Source organism: Gammaproteobacteria bacterium (genome assembly GCA_041395725.1).
Taxonomy (GTDB): Bacteria; Pseudomonadota; Gammaproteobacteria; order Pseudomonadales; family Pseudohongiellaceae; genus NORP240.
On sequence record JAWKZW010000001.1, the window covers coordinates 644,016 to 667,102 of the forward strand.

The following is a 23,087-nucleotide window of genomic DNA, read 5'->3' on the forward strand; positions in this document are numbered from 1 at the left end:
GGCCGCAAGGCCAAGTGTGGTCACGAGGAGCGCGCCAAGCTGATTGGCGCCTCTTCCACGAGCCGTCCCTTGGAGACATTGACGATGAGGATTCTGCTATTGTCCATGTTGGAACTAAAACTTAAGTTTTCTGGCGGGCTCGTGAATATCCGTCTAAGCTTTGGATCAACAAGGAAGGCTCCGGTTCTATTCTGGATGGGTGCGATCATGTCCTGGTGGTAGTGGGGTTTGTATACGGTGAACCCACGCTTCCAGAATCCAAGCAGTTGCTCATTTTCAATGCGCGGAAGTACTATTCTGCGGAAATCCTGGCCGGTGTGCATGGAGAGGATGTCGGGAAGGACAAAGCCACCGGCCTCTATGAGCGCATAGAGCGTATTGCGAAGAACATGTTCCATACGAACACACTGGGCATCGTCAGAGAGCTTCTTGAGGGCCTCCCTGGTGCCAGAGACTGCAAGCGATGCGCAATCCGGGTACACGCCTTTCAGCAGGTTGTGTCCGTAGGGCTGATCGGGATCAGGTACTTTAATCATATGAGATCGGATTCTCGCCATGAGGGCGCTGATTTTACGAGTCGCTCGGCAAGATCGCCATGAGTGTCAATAACGCAGAGTTAACGTTCCTCCAGTATGTCTTGGAGTGCTAACGTTGTAAGGAGAGATGTTTTTCCTGCCCCCGTGCGACCGATAGTATAGATGTGAGAAAGCTTATCCTGTTGTTTTATGCCAAAGCGCGGTTGCTGATTCCGAGCGTTTGCATACCCGATGAGTGAAATAGATTCTGTTGCGTTCACATCTAAAGAATTGGAAATCATTGGCTCTATACGCGGAGGGACGAATCGTCCCTAAGAAATATTGTCCCCATTTCTCATTAGGAGATTCTTTCAATGATGCATATCGGATGTTCTTTGTATTAGGAGATCGACATAGATACTAAAAATCTATCCACTGAAGTACTGCTTTCGATTGTCATTGGGAAGACACGGACGCGAAAGCGCTACTCGGGAGAGCTTTTTCCCTTAATGTTGGGAAACGGGAGTGAGCCAGCGGAGGCAAAGCTCGCAGCAGCGCTCGAGCTCTCAAGACGCCTACTTCGAGAAAAGCTCTATCGTGGTCCAGTTCTCACGTCTTCGGGTGAAACGAAGCTATACCTTGCGACGCTTTTTGTTGGGCAGGAATACGAATCGTTTATTGCGCTCTACCTTACTAACCAGCACTGTGTGATCAAGGAGCACGTGCTCTTCCGCGGGACGATTGACGGCGCCGCTGTGTATCCGAGAGAAGTCGTGCGCGAGGCGCTTGGATGCAATGCAGCCGCGTGTATATTTGCGCACAATCACCCCTCAGGCGTGGCAGAGCCGAGCCGGGCGGATATCAAGATTACGAGAAAACTGCAAGCCGCGCTCGGAACTGTTGATATACGTGTTCTTGACCATGTGGTCGTAGGATCACTTGAGAATCTGGTGAGCTTTGCGGAGCGGGGGTTGTTGTGAAGGGATGGCTACACTTTTGGTTGGAATTGAATGCTGGTGCAGTAATATTCTGTCATAATCACCCCTCAGGATGCACAGAACCATCTCAACAAGATATAGCAATTACCAACAAGCTAAAATCTGCTCTTGAGTTAGTAAGCGTAAGAACACTGGATCATATAATTGTTGGTAATGCTTCTTCTTTCGCATTTGCCGAGAGAGGCTTGATATGAACTACTTAAAGACCTGCACGTAATACACTTGCAGGTCTTTTCCTATTTGCTCACTAGCCTATGAATCGCCCCGGTATTCCCGGAGACTCTATTCTTTGAGAGGATAGAGTAATGAGTAGATCAAATCGATATGCCCCGGAAGTCCGGGAAAGGGCCGTACGCCTGGTACGGGAAGCGGAAAAAGAACACAGTTCTCAATGGGCAGCAATTCAATCGGTATCAGCCAAAATTGGTTGTACGCATGAGACGCTGCGCCGATGGGTTCGCCAGTCAGAACGGGATCAAGGCGAACGAGCTGGGCTGACAACGGATGAGAAGGCGCTACTGAAGCAGCTGCAACGTGAGAATCGGGAGCTGAAACAGGCTAACGAAATCCTACGTAAGGCATCAGCTTTTTTCGCCCAGGCGGAGCTCGACCGCCGACCGAAGTGATGGTGTCGTTCATTGACGAACATCGAGATGCCCATGGGGTCGAGTCGATTTGCAAGCAGTTGCCAATCGCCCCGTCGACATATTACGAAGCCAAGGCACGCCAGACCGATCCATCAAGGTTACCGGCCAGAGCACATCGAGATGCAGAGCTGATACCTGAGATTGTCCGTGTATTTGAAGACAACTTTCAGGTCTATGGTGCCAGGAAGATCTGGCGGCAATTGAACCGGGAGAATTGGGAAGTGGCCCGGTGCACGGTGGAACGTTTGATGGCGCAACTTGGTATTTCAGGCGCAATCCGCGGCGGCAAGAAATACCGCACGACGATCCCTGATGAGTCAGCAGACAGACCTGCTGACCTGGTGCAACGCCAGTTCAGGGCCGATCGACCGAACCAGCTTTGGGTTGCAGATTTTACCTACGTCGCTACCTGGACCGGTGTGGTCTATGTAGCTTTCGTCATTGATGTATTCGCACGTCGAATCGTGGGATGGCGGGTGTCGCGCTCCATGAAAGCGGAGCTGGTGCTGGATGCCCTGGAGCAGGCATTATGGGCTCGAGGAAATACTGAGGGACTCATCCATCACAGTGATCGAGGTAGTCAATATTTGGCCATACGATACACCGAACGACTTGCCGAATCAGGCATACAGTGTTCTGTGGGCACAACAGGTGACTCTTATGACAATGCCCTGGCGGAGTCTATCATCGGCTTGTATAAAACGGAGGTAATTCATCGACACGGGCCTTGGAAATCGATTGATCCGGTGGAATATTCCACCCTGGAATGGGTAGACTGGTTCAATCAGCGCAGGCTACTTGGCCCAATCGGTGATGTACCACCTGTGGAGTTTGAGCAGACTTACTATGAACAGCTGGAAGAGTCAGCCAGCGTACCCTGACTCACACAAAAGGGTCTCCGGTGTTCCCGGGGCGATTCAAAATTGGCTGTGCTGCCGCCGTTTGAGTTTTTCTGACATCTATTCCTGCGTAAGTCTCGCACCTTGCAATCAAACGGCATCTTATTTTTTTGTTTTGCCACATCTCGACCTCTACGTCCCTATAGTTACAAATATGTAATACTCAAGTCATGATCTCGTAAGCTGATATCGGTTAATCTAGTTTTATACTGCATAATGCGGCTTATAGGTATTTTATCAGCCACCGCAAGAGTGGATAGCACTTCCATAGAAGAGCATGACCGCGCATTAACGCTTAAAGTTACAGAAATGGCAAAAATTGAGTGTCTGTCATCGTAAAATCATTGGCGATACCAACATCTACAACCGACGGTATTGAAGCGCGTCGTCGACGATGTGATTGCTTGTCTAAAAGCGTTTCCAGAGAATGTAGTTGGCGCAGCGATGGTTTCGCCTGAGGCATCCGGCGTTGATCGTAGATATTGAAACAAGTAAAACGAAGGGGCTATGTAGTGAACAAGAGTAAATTTTTTCCACGCTCAAGCAATTGGCCGCTATTCAGCTCAGCGGTGATCATAGTTGCGACGTTACAAAGTTGCGCATCTTCTGGCACCCGACCGGATGATATGAGCGCAGAGGCTCATCGTGCAGTGGCTGCAGCGGAGCAACAGCAAGCGACCGAGCATTTTCAGCAGTATGATCCGGAGAGAGCATCTAGACCGCGGCTCGGCTATCTGGGCAACACTGCGATTTACTACGATCCCAACATTTATTGGGACCCATACAATCCATACGGATATGCGTACTACGACTATTTTTGGGATGTCAGTAGCTACAATCCAAGCCTGAACCATTTAGATTCCGCAGAGCAGCTTGAAAGTCATGCGGCTGATCACTTGGCGGCAGCTCAAGCACTAGAGACATTTGAGAAAGCCGAATGCAAAGCATTTCCACCCGAGACACGTGCGACCTCTCCATTGATAGGGCAGGTTGAGTCTGCAGAGGAGGTTTTTGGAGGCGTCAGCCTGAATTTCAAAGAGGGTGTTGATGTCAATGCCGCCATTGCTCACATGCGTTGCCACGCCGCATTCGCGCGGACCCGGGGTCGAATAGGTATGGAAAGTTGTCCTTTATACATTCCAGGTATTACGATTAGCCGGGGAGGCAATTCCAATGTTGTTGAGCTGACTATAGGTGACCAAAATCAATTACTGGATCTGAGGCAAAGGGTGCAGGAGCATCTTGATGTCAATCTGGTAAATGACACTCTAACAAGATAGTAACGGTTGCTGTCCCCACAATTTTATTTTTAGCCTACCAGCATTGACAAACGGGCGGAGGGAGAGCCGAACTCGATTTTGCGTCTTTTTCTCTAACAGTAAACGCCTCGCGTTTTCGACTTGGGTCCAGCATGCTAAACGAGTGTTCAATATCGGCATCGAAACCTGCGAGAAATGCCAGGGCTAGGTCAAGGCTGGTTGAGATTTTACTCTGAGCCCTTTGATCTTCTGGTGATCCGGCTGATACTGGCAGACCTCAGGTCCAAAGATGTGGCCGATCTTTAGACTCGGACTTCTCTGGGTAAAGAATCGGCCCAATAATTTGAGGTTGTATTTTCCAGCCAGGAAATCCTGTTCAGTAACCTACTGTAAAGTGCTGCAACAATATTTTTTCTGAGAGCTGTTTGCGTCAGCACAATTCTAGGTCACTGGAAGAAGCTAGATAGACGGTCAAAAAAATGGTGGAAGGATTCAATAGTATCCTTCCACTCTAGTTAAGGTCATTTGTGGAATACGGGCAGAATGAAAAGTCTGTGCAACGATTACTATTTGATGAACAATCGCCACTGGCAACGGCTGCATATGCACAACGGTGGCGTATCGCCGAGAATGACTGAAAATTAATTAAACCCTGAATCGCCCCCGGTTAGGTTGGTCACTACAAGTACACTTCAATTATTATGTTCAACATGCTCTTAAAAGTCTCGCTAGTATCAACATTGCTGCTGTTCTTGAATGGGTGTGAGACGGCTCAAGTTTACTCGTCGAATCCACTGGTAGCCAACAACCCCCGGACACTTGATATGTTTCTTAGTCCGGGCAATGAGCAATGTTACGATCGCAGCTCGCAGCCCTACACCTCTGTCGTAGACTCTCATAACCATTTTCGTCCTTTTGGTGGCAATGCCATTCCTATGCATGATCTGTATGACTACTTTCGTCGTACAGGCGTGTTATTCGTCAATGCCTATGGCATCGGTCAGACTTTACCTATTGATTCTGGTTGTGAGTACTACCTGGATTGCCCCGATGTCGAGGTAGTGCCGAGCATTAGAAACGATTTTCGCAATGCCTCGAACTATCTGGAACATGCTCGTGATGATATTCACCTGACTCTGTCCATGAGCTTTCCGGACCTGGCAGAACCGTCAGAAGTTGCACCGCAGATTTCACTACTGGACCGGGAATACCCCAAGTTGTTCACGTGGATGGGTGAAGTGAACCTGGTAAAACAGGCGCTGTTTGGGAATGGTCACAGGGCAGCAAGTATTGGTTCGATTGCCGAGTGGAGCGAGTTTATGCAAATACTTCAGGATAGAGGCATACCCATTGCGATTCATGCCGATTTGGGTAATAACAATAACCCAACTCAGTATAGAGGATTAATAGAAGAAGTATTGAGACTGTATCCAAAGAATAAAGTTGTCTGGGTACACATGGGTCTCTCCGCAGAGTTGACAAACTACAATGCCGAACAGCACATTGCAATTGTGAAGTCATTACTCGATCAGAACCCCAATTTGATGATAGACATTTCGTGGCGAGTAATCTACGACAATTATTTTGGCGAAATGAAGAGCAGAGAATTGTATGTCAATTTTCTCAATGATTACTCAGATAGAGTGTTGCCTGGAACAGATTTTGTCGCACTACATACTAAGGATTTTCAAGTGTATCGTGAAGAACTGGAGATAACGAGCAGGATCAACCTATGGTTAGATGATGAAGCTTTCAGAAACATTGCCCTGGGCGAAAACTACTTTCGCCTATTGAAGCTCGGCTATCGTGCGCCACAGATATGTCAGTAGCTTACAGGTTCTTGACTACCCTGTAACATGCGAACGCCGAAACGGTGAGCTGGCTAAGATCAGCGAGTCGTTTATATCGCTGATCAGTCGTGACGTTTATCGTTCGATTGCGTGAAGGTTGTGGTGTTCTTAAATGTAAAAAACTGGCTTTATCTTCAATGAGCTAAGCTAACCCGAAGCCCTGAGGGAAATTTCTAGAAATGATGATGTATTGGCTAGCACTGAAGAGCATTTTAATAGAATTAAGGGTATCCTTAGCGTGAGAAGTTTATATTTTTCGAAAGGGCGGGTTAATGTGTTCTGGCGCAACACTTCTATTGCGCTAAAATTCAACTATGTTTTGCCCATATTCCATAGTAAACCAGTCTCCGTCTTCTTCTGTAAACTGCTGACGTCGCAATACAAAATCATTAGTCAGAATTTCCTCCACCACATAGTTAATCGTTCTTATGCGAATACCCATCATATATGCCTTGAACACAGCTTCGCTACGTATCATTAAGACTGGCCCAGTATTTCTGTGTTTCTATTTTTTATAGTAACCTGGCTTTTGGAGCCAAAGAAGCTTAGCCAGCCGGACTTAACACTCATCGTCAAGTGGATATCCCCCAATTCACCTCCCCTGCCCAGGTCATATAGTTGCTGAAAATCATCCGACGTGACATCCACCTTGATCGTTTCGTCATCGAGATCAGTAAAGGGAAACACATTTAGCAGAATATTGAATTCATCCGGGCTGCACTGATAAGTAGTTGTGTACTTTTCCGTGAGCTGGCCGTATTCATCATAAAGTTCGGCCACTACATCTTTCTGATAGGCATCACCTTCCTGCTCTAATTTCCCTGTATAGAAAATCTGTTTATTCTGGAGAGACCCATCTTTGTCAAAGTATTCGCGGACTATTTTTTTTGTGCGATCTGTTCAATAAGCATAGCATTGTCCTGGCCATGTGATATGGCCGGGGACAGTTGAAAGAACGCTAGTATGAAGAAAACTGCACGCTGCATGATGCTTTCTCAGTTGGTTAATATTTATAGTCGTATCAATTAGATTACAGTTATGTAAGGTGGTGTTGAAGTCAACAATTTTTTATACGTGCGAAATCTCGGAACCGTTCTGGCTAAGTTAGCATCAATTACTTATGCTCAATCTTCACTTTGGTTGTGAAATAGTAAAAACCCATGAGTTCCAGTGAGTTTTGATGAGTTCCAGAAAATGGCTTCATATATTGCCACACCGAAAATCGACACTTCCACATCTCGGCCCTATGTTTTACATTGCTCCAACACGGCGATCTCACCGCTAAACCTTCTCCACCTTAATTATTGGGTAGGAGGATAGGTAGTAGACACTAAACCCGGCTCGCTCCAGTATTTCGTCAAATACTACCACAAACCAGATTGCCGCAGAGTGCCTAATCACAAAGGTGACCTATTCTCATGGGGTGTGGACACTTTGTCCGGCGATCTGGTTTTTAGAAGCTTATCTTTTGGGGGCATGGTCGGCTAAACCGTTTTTTGAATGGCCGGTGAATTGAGTTTGTCCCAGAGAAAGCTGGATGAAGGTTGCTGTGATAGGTCGATGTATCGAGCAATGCTAAATGGTAACATGCAAACTCAAAATAGAACTTTGTAGGGCCCGAGGAGGGCGCAATGAAATCTGAATATCAGGCGAACAGCATTACTTTGATCGGCGGCATCGCGATGGGCACCGGTGTAATGATCGGGGCAGGAATTTTTGCCCTCACCGGGCAGATTGCAGAGCTGGCAGGGCCCTGGTTCCCACTCTCCTTCATCGTAGGTGGGATCGTTACCGGATTTAGTGCCTACTCTTATGTGAAAATGTCCAACGCCTTCCCGTCTGCTGGTGGGATTGCGATGATATTGCAGAAAGCCTATGGACCGGCGGCGGTCGCGGCGGCGGCGTCACTGCTGATGGCGCTCTCGATGGTAATTAACGAGAGCCTTGTTGCCCGGACTTTTGGCACTTATGTCCTCAGGCTATTTGATCTAAATGCGGATAGTATTTTGGTGCCTGTGCTTGCTGTTGGGCTTATCGTCTTCGCTTATTTGGTCAATATGTCAGGCAACCGCTCTGTGGGCCTGTTCTCGGTTGTTATGGCATTTTTGAAGATAGTCGGTATTACAGTCTTCGGTATCGCAGCGCTTGCGGCCAGTGGATTTACATTTGAGCCCGCATCCGCAGAATCGGTCGATGCAATTCCAATCGCAGGTTTCACGGCGTCTGTCGCCCTGTCAATCCTCGCGTTCAAGGGGTTTACTACTATTACCAACAGTGGTGCGGAAATGGTCGATCCACACCGCAATGTCGGCCGCACTATTATCTTTTCTATTACAATCTGCGTGCTCGTCTATCTCATTGTCGCCTTCGCTGTCGGGTCCAGCCTCTCGATTGAACAGATCGTAGCCGCCAAGGATTATTCTCTGGCTGCAGCCGCGGAGCCGGCACTCGGTCCATACGGGTTTTACTTCACTATCGCGCTTGCGGTCGTTGCTACCGCCTCGGGCCTCCTCGCGAGTGTCTTCGCTGTTTCGCGCATGCTGGCAATGCTGACCGAAATGGAGATGATCCCGCACAGCCATTTCGGTATGTCTGGTCCCATTCGAGAACATACGCTAGTCTACACAGTGGTAATCGCATCAGTGCTGGCCGTTTTCTTCGACCTTAGCCGAATTGCATCGCTTGGTGCCTTCTTCTACCTGGTGATGGATATTCTGGTTCATTGGGGCGTGTTCCGCCATTTGCGTCACGAGATTGGTGCAAAGAGCTGGGTGTTAATCGCGGCAATCGCGCTTGACGCGCTGGTGCTCGTTGTCTTCGGCGCCCTAAAGCTGCAATCCGATCCGGGCATCGTGGTTATTGCGGTTGTTGCTATAGCCGCTGTGTTCATCTATGAGCGAACATTTCTGTCGCGTTGGACTGCAAAGGGAGAGCATGGCGGCCACCACTGAAGGCTGGTGTCACAACCAATCATTTTCTGATTGAGGCCCACGCGATCATCCGCCACAGAGAGTCTGCTCTTGCTGTATTTCACGAGCTCGTTGGCACTCTGTTCTTTCTAAATTTTTTACTAATCATGATTCGTGTTTCCACGGGACCGGAATCCGGTGTTTTACTAGGACTAGTACGCTAAATAGTACTATTTCTTCGATGACAAAAGTTACTCCACTAATCGCACCCGATAGCCAAACAACAATCTGTACACAAGTAACCCAAAAAAAATCATATAACTGGTCCCGGCAAATCGTACACAAAGGAATCCGAAGCCATTTGATATTTGTTGTCATACGGCAAAATAAACAAACCATTTCAATCTCTCACTTATTCAATGCGCGATTTTGCGATTAGTAGAACCACTGCAACTCAATAAAGGCCAAATTCTCCAAGGAACCAAATTCCGAATTTCGCTGTCCATTGAAAATCTGAACTCCGGCTCTCAGTTGCAGGTCTTCATATTCCCCGGGGCTATATATGAGGCTTGGGATCAGCGCCAAAGACTCGTCTTCCACGTTGTATAAAATACTGGCATCCAGTCTGGCAATTGGTTCGAATCCACGCCTAACTACTACTCCCAGGTACCGCTTTGCCAGATCGGTCCGGCTTGCTGACAGAAAATCCTGGTAATCGTAGAACTCTGGACTGGACGAACCATCTCCGCGGTAGAGCGCCTCACCAATAATGGTTGTGTTGTTGGCAAATGTATAATCCACGCTGAATACAAGATCCTGGTAGTTGCGAAGACTCGTCCCAAGCTTCAACTTATCAGACCAATTTTGTGTCAGCTCAACGCGAAATCCGGCACTCCCCAATTGACCGGCGGCGGCTACACCAACTGACCGAGTGCTCCCGAAATCAGCCAGCATCACGTCAAGATCTGTAGACATGAAATTACCGCGGTAACGTAATCCCCAGGGGTTTTTGTTGCCGTTCACGTCATCATCCTTGCCTACGCCAACGACTTCAGCGCTGTGCCCGTTATCAAAGTTCCAGACAAACTGCACTGCATCCACTCCCTGGCGTTCTTCGGGCTCCAGTTGCAAGGGATTGTAGGGGTTAAATCTGTCGAAGCTGCTCCATAAAAAGGTTCGGGACCAGTTGAGCTGCTGACGACCCATACGCATGTCTACAGGTCCAACCGGTATTGTTAAGTAGGCACGATATACGCCATTTTTGACGAGTTGATGGCGCGATTTTTGCCATTGGCCCTGTATGTCCCAATAGGGATCGGATTGTAACAACCTTTGTAAATCATATTGTGATGAAGCAAGGTAGCTCCCAAACTGCCATTCGAGATCGTAGCTAACCAACAGCGATGCTTCTCTGATAGATTCCCGCCAGGTTAGGCGCGCACGGTTAATGCCAAGAGACACATCTTCTTCGGGCTCGACAAGCGTCTTCGTGTCGAACCAGAGCGTTTTTAGATACCCGGTTACCTCAGCGGTCGCCGGTTGCATAACTACCATTGGCGGGATTAAGAATAGGCCAAACAATACTTGCCTAGCCACGAATGGCCTCCACAGGTTGTAGCCGTGCAGCCTTGATTGCCGGATAGAGGGAAACAAATACCCCGGCGGCATAGAGCATCACCATAGGGACAATAAGATGACTGGCGATAAGATGCGGGTAAACTCTATCTGTCATACCCGGTATAGCGGCCATACTGTCGATGAAAGCGGAAAGGTTGATGCCTTGTAGACCATAGTACTTGGCCACTAGTACACCCAGGCACAGCCCAATAAATATACCGACTGCTCCAATAAAGGATGCCTCAATTATCAGCGTCTTAGTCACTTGTGCAGGCCTAGTACCTAACGCAAGTAACACGCCAACTTCCCTGGTCCTTTCGAGGACCGACATTAGCATCGCATTCATTACCCCTATACACACGATAAGAAAAATGACAGCGAGAATGAGGTAAAAATCAATTCGTGTCATATCCACCATCTGGACTACGACCGGCATGATTGACTCCCACGGGTATGCCTGTAAATTTGAGTCGCGTAATTGCCCATTAATCTCTTCCGCCACACTGGCACTCAAATTGCGATTGTCTAGGCGCAGTGCGACATGACTAATAGACGAACTTGATACTCCCATGAGTTCTTGTACGTGGTTTATAGAACTGAATGCGTAACCATTGTCAAATAGTTCACTACCTGTATTGAGAATTCCGGATACACGAATAGCTGATGAGACAAGTTGATTCTGTTCATCCTGTACAGTAATAACGACACGACGCCCAACATCGACTTCCAAATCTTCAGCCAAAGATTGACCGATAACTATCCCTTCCTGTTCAGCATCCAGGTATACTCCCCTGACAATAAGTTCATGTATCCGGGTTACTTGAGTTTCTTTTGTCGGCACGACTCCTACCCAATCTACCGGCAGGGCTTGCTTTGTGCTGCTCACCATCACAGGCACTGTCAGTCTTTCACTGCTGGCTATGATTTCAGGATATTGTGTCAGGTCTGTCGCTACCGACAAACTATCGAATAGCTCTTCATTCTTGCCAACTTGAGTGATCTTTATCTGAACATGCGAGGTAAGCAACTGAGTCGAATTGTCGATCATTTGTTCGAAGAATCCGTCGGTAAAGGCATAAAGGAAAATAAACGATGCCATGCCAAAGGCGCTTGCTCCCCCAGTAATAGCTGACCTCTTTGGATTGCGAAACATATTTCGCCATGCGAGTTGCCCCCACAGCCAATGGGAAGGGAATCTCACTGATTGTTCTAACTTGCTCGCTATGTGGGAATGCTCACGTACACCTCGAATGGCTTCCACTGGTTTTAAACGAGAGGCTTTCCACGCGGGTGCTATTGCTGGTAACAGGCAAATCAAGAAGACAGCACCCGATATTAGTATCAAGTGATCCAAGCGCAGCAGCGGGTAAACGATTCCAGATAGACTAGGCATGGTTTCCATAGCTTCGGTAAAGTTAGACAGATTCATGCCGTTTTCAGACCAGATACTGGTAAAGGTAATTCCAACAGCGTTACCAAGCACGATGCCAACGAGAGCTATAGCTAGTGATTCCCAGATAACGAGCGATACAATCTGTCGTGGCTGAGTACCCATCGCGCGCATCACACCGAATTCGTGCGTACGCTCCATCACCGACATTAACAAAGTGTTTGCAATGCCTGCAGTCACAACAACAAAGACTATGGTGAGCACCACGTAGGCGATTGCTTCATGAAACTTTACCGACTGAACGACAGATGGGAGCAGCTCATCCCACGCGTACACCTCATAGTCCTGCCCAAGGGAGTCAGTTAGCAACTCACTGGTAGCGGCAACATCTTGACGATCTGCCAGTCTTATACTCCAGGCACTGTATTGACCCCACATCGAGTAAATTTCTTGGGCGTCTTGTATGGGGAGAAAAGCCAATGATTCGTCTAGAGTGTCTATACCTGAATCAAAAATACCGACAAGTCGGAATCTATCGGCGCCAATTGAACCATCGGCGGCTTGTACGATGACATCCACGGCTTCACCTATCGAAACACCAAGCTCTTCAGCAAGCACTTGCCCAATAACGATTTCCAAATCGCCGCCGTCCAAATATCGTCCTTCAACAATTGTCCGATGCAGCGTCGTGACTGACTTTTCCCTATTTGGATCGACACCATAGACCGCGGCCGTAACTGACGCATCACTATTACTTAACAATGCGAAACTTTCTATTCTTGGAGCATATGTTGACCCGCTTGGTAACTGATCGAAGATCTCTGGCTCTTCTTCTGACAAGGATAATGCCAATTCTTTTTCGTCGTGATAGCCTTGTCGATGTGTTTTTAGATGCCCGGTAAGATACTGGATATTATTAGTAATCATCTGTTCATTTACCCCATCGATAAATGCCCAGATAAAAATCAGACCCCACACTCCGATCACAACAGCGCTCACGGTTACTACAGAACGCCGCGTATTGCGTACAAAGTTACGAAGTGCGAGTCGAAGCATCGTTAGCTGCCCCCTGTGCTGATCTCCTCCATTGCTGCAATTCGGCATCCTGTAAATCACTGGCTATACGACCATCTTTCAACTGTATGATCCGAGTCGCACGCTCCATAACCATGGGATCATGAGTTGAAAACAAAAACGTAATCCCCTGTTCAATATTTAGCAAACGCATCAGTTTCAGTAGATCCGATCCTGTTTTGCTATCAAGATTCGCTGTAGGTTCATCGGCAAGCACTATTGCCGGAGTGCTGACGATTGCTCTTGCAACGGCCACGCGCTGCTGTTGACCACCCGACAATTCGTTGGGACGTCTACCTCCCTCTTGTTCCAACCCCACCTGCTGCAAAACGGCTTGTGCACGTTCTCGTCGTTCTCTAGCGCCAACACCCTGTAACGTCATCACATACTCAACATTTTCAAGCGCAGTAAGTACAGAAATCAGGTTGTACTCCTGAAATACGAATCCTATATTCCAAAGACGAAGGTCCGTAAGTTGTTTTCGATTGAGGTCCGTAATTTCAGTTCCTGCTATAAATATCGAGCCTGAGTCAGGACGGTCGAGACCACCGATCTGATTGAGTAGCGTCGTTTTTCCTGAACCCGAAGGCCCAACCATCGCAGTGAACTCGCCTTCTCCGATCGTTATATTCACATTGTCCAAGGCCTTTACAACAAATGGCCCGGTGGAGAAGTGACGACTTACCTTGTTGACTTCGACCAATGACATAATTTCTTCTCTCAAATATTTTGTGATCGAAGATTGCGCTGCGTAAAAATAGTTGGATCTATATCATGATCGAATTTGATACTGACTATTTCAAAAATCGTAAGCCTATTTTCATCGTCGAAAGGGCGAAGCACCCAACGTGTTGGAATCTCCCTACCATCCATAAACTTAACTTCTGAAAAGTTTAGTTCTCGAACTTCTTCACCAACGTCGTCGAAATACAACTGCCTTTCGGGTATTCCGTTCTCGGAGTGAATCCAAGACTCGATTCGCCCCCATACAACCGCCCCATCAGAATTAGGAGTAGATACGATCTTGACAAGATCACCATTTCCAGAATTTTCACTTTCTACCAAAACATGAGAATAGTCCGTCACTATGCTACTTTGCTTAACTAAGTCATCATTGCTTAAATCCGATCCCATCCATGGTTGAAGCATCATGGAAGGAGGAACCTTGATTACACGATCAATGTTTGGAATGTAATTCCACATCTCAGAGCCAAGCCGCAATGATCCGATACCCCTCTCTTTTCTCGGTGACAGTACCCTAATGAAGGTATTGTCTGGCCTATGCATCCACACATCGAGTTCGAGTTCCCGCCGCCAATACTCGGTTTCAATAGTCATAACAAACCGCCCCTGATTTGTTGTTGACCACAACAAGGAATCCATCTTGCTTATTAATTCAGTTGCTTCATTGGTTGTAGGCTGAGGTTGGGCAATTGCCGCTAACGAAACCAACGCCAATAAAAGAAATACATATGCATATCGAAGTGCTGATGTAGTAACCAATGATTTTCTCCCATTTCAAGTAGAGGGGTGTGATCTGAACTTCTACGTAATACCGGAAAGCTCAAGGATATGTTTCTGAGATCAGGATGGGATAATTCGGCGTAACTAGTACAATCAACTTCTAATATCTCCGTATATTTTTGCAGGCAAGTCTGCCCATCCGGAAATCTTCGTGTGTTAAAAAAACCAAGCATCGTAGGCTGACTCCGGCATATCGGTTCTCGCAGTGGACATCCTAGAAGGTAAGAGAGTATTGGTGTAGCGTACGTCACGTCAAAATCCTGTTTATCCGATAACAATCAGGTCGTTGTTCTGGTCATAATAATCTAACGCGTATTTCAACTCCCCGGAGCTAGCGCTGAATAATGTAAAAAGCGGGTCGCCAGGGTTTACTGTTTCCCCTACCGACACGTACAAGCGAAGCCCGGCTACCTTGTCAACCGGAGCACCAGCCAATTTCGCCAGCCTAGTAAGGCGCCTGTTATCAATCGCTTTGACATTGCCTCCTTCCGGTGAAGCCTGAATGCTGGCATATGTTGGTTCCTCAAGGTCTTTCATGCCACCTTGAGCATCAGCAATTTTTTGAAATTGCTTCCAGGCCAGCCCGCTGTCCAGAATATCTCTTGTCTTTTCGGTGGCCGTTTCGATTCCACAGGATGCCGCCATATCTATCAGATTAGCTGAAAGTAATAACGCTTTTTCCCGAAGATCGATTGGCGCATCTTCATCAAGCTTAAGCACCGCTAATACGTCTATCGCTTCTTGAACTGGTCCAATTCCTGATCCTACCGGTTGGCTGCCCTCTGTAAATACACAGCGAACCTCAATCCCACAAGCTTTCCCCACGCGTGCAAACAAGCCGGCTAGTCGATTTGCTTCTGGGCCCGTTTTCACCTTAGCTGTTTTACCAACAGGCATATCTATAACGACATGGGTGGATCCTGCAGCGATTTTTCTAGACAAGACTGATGCTACCAACTGACCTTCTCTATCGAGATTCAATGCCCGTTCAATTCGATTCATCACATCATCGGCGAGACCCACATCTATGGCGCCGCCCCAAACCAAGCAGGCACCAACCTCTGAAACTATGCGTTTCATCTCCGATATTTCAAATTGCACATCAAACAAGGCATCTAGTGTATCTGCCGTTCCAGCTGGCGAAGTGATTGCCCGAGACAAAGTTTTCGGAATAACTAACCCTGCAGCACTAGCGATTGCTACTACTATAGGTGTGGTTCTGTTTCCTGGAACTCCGCCTGTGCAATGGTTGTCAAAGACACGCTCATTGTCTTCCCACGAAATCCCCACCCTTTTCTCAACCATTGGCCTCTACAACCTTTAACATGTCAATCACAGTCATATTATTATCGTGTTGTGGTTTCCTTAACATCTATCATTTCCTAGAAAGTAGTCAGTACCAGCTCGATCTGAAGAGTTTTCAAGCCTTCGTTAAAGGCTTTCTTACTTACTCTCATTGCCCTCTATCTTTGTGTCCTTGCGTACACTTATATCAGCGCTAATACTGACTGGGAACGTATTCACACTAATCGAGTACCCAGAAATGTCCCAAATAATTAGTCACCCTTGGATTTCATTATCATAAGATCACAAGGAACGTCATCAAGAATCTTTTCTGCGGTACTGCCGACAACAATCCGTTCTAGTTTATTTCTCGCAAGCGCACCAATGATCAATATATTAGCCCTAATTTTTTCAAGGTAATGCATCATCTCAATCTTAGTATCTCCGTTAGCGATCTTTACAAATTCGGGGTCGACGTTGTGCCTGGAGAGAAGCTCGTACATTTTGCGATTATGGCGCCTTTTCATATCCCGACTTTGAGGTGAATTCTGCTCGGAGTTTTGACTACCATATTCAGGGTAGTAGTACGCATGAAAAACACCCGGTTGATGACCAACTAACTCCGAGATGTATTCTGCTGCCGCAATCAGGCTGTCATCTAAATTCGTCTGTTCCGAACTGTTATGTAACGGATCCACCGCCGCCACCACGCGGCCATTCTCATACCAGCCATAAGGTTTAGTTAACAGCAATGGCACCGAGCACATCCGAATAAGCTGCCAATCGGTATTGGTGATTAGCGTTTGCCTCAGCAGATTATGTCTATGGGTACTCTTCAAAACGATATCAGGCTGTATTTCATCCACTTTGTCTAATATTGATTGAGGCAGGTTCTTCTCTAGACATAAATCGATATTGACAGGAATTTCAAGACTGGAAAATTCGTTTCTTAGCTCACTTATCAATAATTCCTGTAGTTCGTCAGATCCACTCTGGGCACTCTCATTGCTGGCTGTTCTTATATCAAGTCGATAGTAGCTGCTCTCTTTCCCAATCACTTGGCAGTTGAATCGCCCCGGGAACACCGGAGACCCTTTTGTGTGAGTCAGGGTACGCTGGCTGACTCTTCCAGCTGTTCATAGTAAGTCTGCTCAAACTCCACAGGTGGTACATCACCGATTGGGCCAAGTAGCCTGCGCTGATTGAACCAGTCTACCCATTCCAGGGTGGAATATTCCACCGGATCAATCGATTTCCAAGGCCCGTGTCGATGAATTACCTCCGTTTTATACAAGCCGATGATAGACTCCGCCAGGGCATTGTCATAAGAGTCACCTGTTGTGCCCACAGAACACTGTATGCCTGATTCGGCAAGTCGTTCGGTGTATCGTATGGCCAAATATTGACTACCTCGATCACTGTGATGGATGAGTCCCTCAGTATTTCCTCGAGCCCATAATGCCTGCTCCAGGGCATCCAGCACCAGCTCCGCTTTCATGGAGCGCGACACCCGCCATCCCACGATTCGACGTGCGAATACATCAATGACGAAAGCTACATAGACCACACCGGTCCAGGTAGCGACGTAGGTAAAATCTGCAACCCAAAGCTGGTTCGGTCGATCGGCCCTGAACTGGCGTTGCACCAGGTCAGCAGGTCTGTCTGCTGACTCATCAGGGATCGTCGTGCGGTATTTCTTGCCGCCGCGGATTGCGCCTGAAATACCAAGTTGCGCCATCAAACGTTCCACCGTGCACCGGGCCACTTCCCAATTCTCCCGGTTCAATTGCCGCCAGATCTTCCTGGCACCATAGACCTGAAAGTTGTCTTCAAATACACGGACAATCTCAGGTATCAGCTCTGCATCTCGATGTGCTCTGGCCGGTAACCTTGATGGATCGGTCTGGCGTGCCTTGGCTTCGTAATATGTCGACGGGGCGATTGGCAACTGCTTGCAAATCGACTCGACCCCATGGGCATCTCGATGTTCGTCAATGAACGACACCATCACTTCGGTCGGCGGTCGAGCTCCGCCTGGGCGAAAAAAGCTGATGCCTTACGTAGGATTTCGTTAGCCTGTTTCAGCTCCCGATTCTCACGTTGCAGCTGCTTCAGTAGCGCCTTCTCATCCGTTGTCAGCCCAGCTCGTTCGCCTTGATCCCGTTCTGACTGGCGAACCCATCGGCGCAGCGTCTCATGCGTACAACCAATTTTGGCTGATACCGATTGAATTGCTGCCCATTGAGAACTGTGTTCTTTTTCCGCTTCCCGTACCAGGCGTACGGCCCTTTCCCGGACTTCCGGGGCATATCGATTTGATCTACTCATTACTCTATCCTCTCAAAGAATAGAGTCTCCGGGAATACCGGGGCGATTCAGTTGATAAAAAGCTCAACCTTTGCCTTAGTTCTGTGTGCTAGCAACTTCGCTTTGTCTATCACGTGATCATGCAACACAGTAGGATCAATAATTACTAGTATCGTACGGATGCTATTCATATGCTCTCCATTCTGCCGGATTGCGACTCACTAATCCTCGTCGTATTTACTATTGAGATTCCAACTATCACTGCAAGTGCTCCCAGTATTTGAGGTATTGTCAGAGATTCCGAATAGAAGAGAAATCCGATTAGCAGACCCAAAATAGGTGTTAAGAAGGAATATGCATTGGCTTGATAGAGTGGAACTCTCGCCAACAACCAGAACCAAAGTACAAATGCAAGGGATGTACCAAACAGACTTAGCAAAAGGAGGCTTACTACCAAGCCTAGCGTAAACTGAAAGTGTGTTAAATCTTCAAGATAGAAACTCATGAAAGCCAAAGGCAAAGCACCCAAAATCAGCTGCCACCCCATCGCATAGAGGCTATCAACCTGGGTAGAAATTCGTTTAAGAAATAAATTGCTTATGGCGATTCCAGTAGAGGCGAATAATACATAACCAATACCACGAACTAACTCGCCTCCTTGTAGATTCATTGAACCAATGCTTATAACAACAATTCCAGAGAAGCCCAGGGTTAGACCGATGAAAGACTTTTTACCAAACCTCTCCATCAATACATACCAGCCAAGAGCAGACGCAATTAGCGGCTGTGTGTTAGTTAGCACAGTCGCCAATCCTGGAGACAAAATTCCACCAGCATAGAACATTCCCCAGAATCCAGCAGTAGTAGCTGTCAACGCAATTACCACTATCGTCGCCCAGTTGCCCTTGCCTTTTATAGGTGGCCGCCTAAGCAATCTGGCCATTAGTATAAGAGCCAAACCCGATATTAACGCTCGAACAAACGCAAGTAGGAGTGGGGGTGAATATTCGAGACCTATAGATATTAGTGGATAGCATAAAGCCCAAAGAAACATTACTGTTGTCGCTACCAAAGGAATAGTCACGACTTACGCTCATTGCAATTATTGGACGAGCACTTTGCAGGGTTTCCTAACCAAAGGTGGTGTCGCGCACCTATGGATCGCTCAAGTGACCAGCCATATTTATGTACTAATAGATTCATGCTATGAAAAGGCGTGACATCGTCGTCATCAAAATCACCTCGGAGGTTGATCCTGGAAACGAAATTGAGCTCAGTTTTCTGACTTCCTTCATTCTCATGCCTTCCTAGAAATTCGAATAACGATTCATATCCAGTAAGGCAGAATTATCGTCCTCCAATCTCCGATAAGCATGTATGTCATCCAATGCAGGCCAAATACGAGTATCCGTACGCCGAATACCATAGGTTTCCACGAATGCATTGAATGATTCTTGGTTCTCGATAGAGCGTAGGTCAGATACGAATTTCTCCACGTCACTATCACTCACCGAAAAAAAGAAATTGGGATAGCTCCCTATTGGCCTAAGTACAAGAGTTGTTGTATCTTCGAGCGGTACTCGTCTGTCTTCTTCCCCAAATATGAAAGAAACATTAGTATGAGCCTTATTTCTTAACAAGGTTGACACATTGATAAGCTCTTGCTGTTTGTCGTAAATCAGCAGGTAACTCAGCTCTGGCATCCAGTCTACCCACGCATGTGTCGAGGTAATGTTGTTGTCCAAGGTTTGGAGCCGTCTACGAACTACAGAGCTGATATTCCCACCCACTTGAGTCGATACATCTTCACTTTCAGCCTGGCGCAACATTGTGAACAGTTCCACCTTGAAAGAGGCTGTTTGGTATTCGACCTTGGTAGGATTTTCAAACAGTAAATTTGAATGCGCCCAAAATATTTTTAATTGAGCTTTCATACCGCGATACCAGTCTTCCAATATTGGTTGCCTCGTATCAGCTGGCAGAAAAGCTAAGAACAGGCCCTCACTTTCCATGCGTAAATAATCCATGTACAGGCGCGTCAAAATTTGATGAGAGACGTTGCCAAACACGTTATAGTTTGCCACCAGATCATAGTAAATTCTTTCAAGCGTCGGATAATCAATAATCCAGGCTGTCTTTGGCGTCGCACCTACCAAGCCTTTTAGCACAGTGGCACTATCAAAGTGCCTGAACACTGTTAGAAAATTCTGGTTACTGTCGCTGCCATTCCAAATAGCTTCCAGCGGAAAGCCATCTTTTGTTAGTGGACTAAACCTATAAGCATCTTCGCGAAAACTGAGATAGTCAGCATGTGCCTGCAATCTGTCTAACCATATCTGTAAAAAGTCTGTAACATCTGATTCTTTGGATGGCAGCGCTAAATATTCTTTTGCGCTAACCAAATACTCATAATTCACGACAGAAAGATCATAGTCTGGCGATAAAAATCCCACGAATAAATGATCAGGGATTACGTTTAGAGCGACCTGTCCACGGCATACTGGTCCCTTAATAAAATTGTTAATGAAGTAATGAGCCTCATTCAGCAAAAATTCGTATCGTATTCGTGCTGGAATATCTTGAAAAACTGCAAACGGATTTGCGGCTTCCTCCGCTGAATAGCCTGGGACGCCAGAAGCGGTCCAGGTGCTGGAATAGAATAGATTCTTGAAATAATCAAGTCGTTCTGGGCTAAGTGAATAAGTAATGCGGGTTTTTTCCAGCGAGGTACTTCTTACTTGAATAATCCGATAAAAAAAGTTATCAACGCCCGGATTATCCCCGGGGTGCAAGGTTGCGATCTCTATCGGAGAGCTATTTGCTGGTGTGTAGGATCTAATAAGTCGAAAATAGACGTCAGAATCGTATCCTTCAAACGTTAAATACCCTAAAAACAGATGCTCATAGATGTATCGCGATACTAGCTTTTCTTCTTCGGTAGGGGAATTTAGAAATGATTCCCATTGCTCAATCTCCCCCGCCAATGAATCTGGAAGTTCATGTAAGCGGTCAAAGTTTGGGAAACCAGTGTCAATCCAATTCTGAAGCACCATCAATTCAGATCCTGGTAAGCTAGCAAACCCATAGGGCATGCCAAATTCTGGATTTTCTTGTTTAAAATTGCCTATCTGATCTGGCGCCGGACAACTAAGCTCTCGGTTAATATCAAGGGGAAAACTCGAAGGTAGCGGTTCCCCACTTGGTATACTAAATTCAGTTTTTAGTGAAAGCATCTCCGAGAATAGATTTGACGATGAGTTTTGGCGGGCATCGATTACAGCGTTAAATCCAAGCAATCTCCATTCGCTTTCGGTGTGTGCATCAATGAACAACCGCGTAGGCTCCGCATCTATTAGTCGTGAAGGATCGTAAACTGAAAGCGGATTTGCTCCGCGCAAAAGACCCTCATACGAGCTCATTTTGAGTTGGCATGGGGCATCATAACAGCCATGACAAATGGTACAGCGATTGTCTATTACTGTTTTAACTCGGGTTTGTTCATCTGTCTGGGCGGCGATCGAGGGCATGGTCAGCCATGTCACTATTACGATAATCGAAACAAATATTCCTCTTGCCTGTAATATTGATTTCGTGTCCATCACTTGTCATTCCTTAGTGGTATACTTGGCGCTTATACGTGAGCGCATAGTTAATCAGTCGTCACAGCTACATCATTGATTCTGGACCGGACGCCATAGGAATTTTCCAGTTGTTCAATGAATTTTCAGCCTGCAACCATGCACGACGCGCTCAGTGCAGACACCGGCATGGGCGAATTGATAAGCCGGCTCAAATAGAAACAAGATTCCCTGATCACAGAATGGCCCGAGTCTAATACATCCTCTTCGTGTAGCGATCCATATAGCGTCAACGTCAACATAAAACACCCTGCATTCAATATAAGAATTCTGGAATCTGCCATTGCGTTGAGCAAATTCCTTGATTTAGCTAGGCGGTGAATTCAACATTTTGTACGCAATCGCTAAAAGCCACCCGATGAATCCAGCCATCAAGGTCCATGCGATCCACCCGATTAGCGCGCTGATGGGAGACATCTGCCAGCCGATTTTACGCATATCAATATGGAGCATATGGCTTGTCAGGTTTAGCATCATTTCTGGAAATAGCTGTACAAGCAAGCTGCACAGGATCCAGGTAGTGGAAATAGCCGCAGCTGAAGCGAGAGCAAATTTTTTTGGACTAATATTCATATTTTTTCTCCATAGTTGAATAGATAGAAGAAACTTCGGGATGCAAAGTACGCTGTAAATTCAAAATTCCCGTAGCAACTCAATATCAACAACGTTGGCGCCAATTAGTCTTCGGCACGTGAGTATTTTTGTTACAAATCACTAAGCCTATTAACACTCTGTGTCGCCTGCATCGCCATATGAGTTTCAATATTCATAAGACCTGACAGTAATTCTCTGCTTGTCTCTGAAGTCGCTCTATCGAGTATATGGCGATAAAGCCCAGTAACTTGCTCATGAAGGTTTGATATTTCTGTAGATATTTCAACAGAATTCATGTCAGTAAAATTTGCCGTGCAGCGTTGATGCAGTTGCACTGGATACTTATCGACGTATTCATAACACCACGTATCCAACGCATTCACACTCGCTGTTTTTTCGAATCCATCAATCACTCTAACTAGCCTGTTCTCATGGTCAGACAAATAGACAAGTAATAATTTGGCTCTTTCATTCTCATTGGCTTCCGAGCAGTGAGCCAGACATGCCTGTAATTGAATATGGAATTTTCGCGTCCAATGTAGAACATCTCTTAGAGTCTCAATTTGCATAGGATTGCTCGTT

Annotated in this window: 20 protein-coding genes and 2 other annotated features; of the genes, 6 read left to right on the plus strand and 14 right to left on the minus strand. The window is 46.7% G+C overall.

The window, feature by feature from the left end:
* Positions 1-20: 20 nt before the first annotated feature.
* Complete coding sequence (locus tag R3F50_02870; GenBank protein MEZ5489241.1) at positions 21-557, minus strand: hypothetical protein; 537 nt, start codon at positions 555-557, stop codon at positions 21-23.
* Positions 558-1,024: 467 nt separating this feature from the next.
* On the opposite strand from R3F50_02870, the gene radC reads away from it, so the two are divergent.
* From radC to R3F50_02895, 5 genes are all read left to right on the plus strand, one after another.
* Positions 1,025-1,495 carry a DNA repair protein RadC gene (gene radC / locus R3F50_02875; protein MEZ5489242.1) on the plus strand — a complete coding sequence of 157 codons (471 nt, stop codon included), beginning with the start codon at positions 1,025-1,027 and terminating at the stop codon, positions 1,493-1,495.
* Complete coding sequence (locus tag R3F50_02880) at positions 1,492-1,707, plus strand: JAB domain-containing protein (GenBank protein ID MEZ5489243.1); 216 nt, start codon at positions 1,492-1,494, stop codon at positions 1,705-1,707. Before radC ends, R3F50_02880 begins: the two co-directional genes overlap by 4 nt.
* A gap of 111 nt (positions 1,708-1,818) precedes the next feature.
* Positions 1,819-3,041, plus strand: a protein-coding gene (locus R3F50_02885) for an IS3 family transposase (protein ID MEZ5489244.1) whose coding sequence is annotated in 2 segments (ribosomal slippage) — positions 1,819-2,098 and positions 2,098-3,041 — 1,224 coding nt in all. Because the reading frame shifts where the segments join, the coding sequence is not laid out codon by codon here.
* Positions 2,097-2,213, plus strand: a sequence feature (AL1L pseudoknot). (Overlaps the previous gene by 117 nt.)
* A 530-nt stretch (positions 3,042-3,571) precedes the next feature.
* Positions 3,572-4,339, plus strand: coding sequence for a hypothetical protein (locus R3F50_02890; GenBank protein MEZ5489245.1), 768 nt, complete (start codon positions 3,572-3,574; stop codon positions 4,337-4,339).
* An 803-nt stretch (positions 4,340-5,142) separates the two neighbouring features.
* Complete coding sequence (locus R3F50_02895; GenBank protein ID MEZ5489246.1) at positions 5,143-6,147, plus strand: amidohydrolase family protein; 1,005 nt, start codon at positions 5,143-5,145, stop codon at positions 6,145-6,147.
* A gap of 322 nt (positions 6,148-6,469) precedes the next feature.
* Here the strand turns inward: R3F50_02895 and R3F50_02900 are convergent, their stop codons facing one another.
* On the minus strand, positions 6,470-6,646 hold the full coding sequence (locus R3F50_02900) for a hypothetical protein (protein ID MEZ5489247.1): 177 nt from the start codon (positions 6,644-6,646) through the stop codon (positions 6,470-6,472).
* Entirely contained in the window at positions 6,646-6,948 is a 303-nt protein-coding gene (locus tag R3F50_02905; GenBank protein MEZ5489248.1) for a hypothetical protein, read from the minus strand. The genes R3F50_02900 and R3F50_02905 overlap by 1 nt, the downstream gene beginning before the upstream one ends.
* An 851-nt stretch (positions 6,949-7,799) precedes the next feature.
* On the opposite strand from R3F50_02905, the gene R3F50_02910 reads away from it, so the two are divergent.
* The gene (locus R3F50_02910) at positions 7,800-9,119 is read left to right on the plus strand and encodes an APC family permease (protein MEZ5489249.1); all 1,320 of its coding nucleotides are present in this window, start codon (positions 7,800-7,802) and stop codon (positions 9,117-9,119) included.
* Positions 9,120-9,512: 393 nt separating this feature from the next.
* On the opposite strand, the gene R3F50_02915 is transcribed toward R3F50_02910, so the two are convergent.
* From R3F50_02915 to R3F50_02965, 11 genes are all read right to left on the minus strand, one after another.
* Entirely contained in the window at positions 9,513-10,673 is a 1,161-nt protein-coding gene (locus R3F50_02915) for a hypothetical protein (GenBank protein MEZ5489250.1), read from the minus strand.
* The gene (locus tag R3F50_02920) at positions 10,666-13,140 is read right to left on the minus strand and encodes an FtsX-like permease family protein (GenBank protein MEZ5489251.1); all 2,475 of its coding nucleotides are present in this window, start codon (positions 13,138-13,140) and stop codon (positions 10,666-10,668) included. The genes R3F50_02915 and R3F50_02920 overlap by 8 nt, the downstream gene beginning before the upstream one ends.
* Entirely contained in the window at positions 13,118-13,867 is a 750-nt protein-coding gene (locus R3F50_02925; protein ID MEZ5489252.1) for an ABC transporter ATP-binding protein, read from the minus strand. The genes R3F50_02920 and R3F50_02925 overlap by 23 nt, the downstream gene beginning before the upstream one ends.
* Positions 13,868-13,878: 11 nt before the next feature.
* A complete protein-coding gene (locus R3F50_02930) occupies positions 13,879-14,661 on the minus strand; it encodes an outer membrane lipoprotein-sorting protein (protein ID MEZ5489253.1) in 783 nt (260 codons plus the stop codon).
* Positions 14,662-14,946: 285 nt separating this feature from the next.
* A complete protein-coding gene (locus R3F50_02935; protein MEZ5489254.1) occupies positions 14,947-15,987 on the minus strand; it encodes a thymidine phosphorylase in 1,041 nt (346 codons plus the stop codon).
* 251 nt (positions 15,988-16,238) lie between these two features.
* Complete coding sequence (locus R3F50_02940; GenBank protein ID MEZ5489255.1) at positions 16,239-17,024, minus strand: universal stress protein; 786 nt, start codon at positions 17,022-17,024, stop codon at positions 16,239-16,241.
* 47 nt (positions 17,025-17,071) lie between these two features.
* Positions 17,072-18,294 (minus strand): IS3 family transposase gene (locus tag R3F50_02945; GenBank protein ID MEZ5489256.1). Its coding sequence is split into 2 segments (ribosomal slippage): positions 17,072-18,015 and positions 18,015-18,294, totalling 1,224 coding nucleotides; the frame shifts between segments, so codons are not numbered across the junction.
* Positions 17,900-18,016, minus strand: a sequence feature (AL1L pseudoknot). (Overlaps the previous gene by 117 nt.)
* 166 nt (positions 18,295-18,460) lie before the next feature.
* On the minus strand, positions 18,461-19,357 hold the full coding sequence (locus R3F50_02950; protein ID MEZ5489257.1) for a DMT family transporter: 897 nt from the start codon (positions 19,355-19,357) through the stop codon (positions 18,461-18,463).
* A 223-nt stretch (positions 19,358-19,580) separates the two neighbouring features.
* The gene (locus tag R3F50_02955; protein MEZ5489258.1) at positions 19,581-21,872 is read right to left on the minus strand and encodes a fatty acid cis/trans isomerase; all 2,292 of its coding nucleotides are present in this window, start codon (positions 21,870-21,872) and stop codon (positions 19,581-19,583) included.
* A gap of 345 nt (positions 21,873-22,217) precedes the next feature.
* The gene (locus R3F50_02960) at positions 22,218-22,484 is read right to left on the minus strand and encodes a DUF5676 family membrane protein (protein MEZ5489259.1); all 267 of its coding nucleotides are present in this window, start codon (positions 22,482-22,484) and stop codon (positions 22,218-22,220) included.
* Positions 22,485-22,615: 131 nt separating this feature from the next.
* Positions 22,616-23,074, minus strand: coding sequence for an ATPase (locus tag R3F50_02965; protein MEZ5489260.1), 459 nt, complete (start codon positions 23,072-23,074; stop codon positions 22,616-22,618).
* Positions 23,075-23,087: the final 13 nt, after the last annotated feature.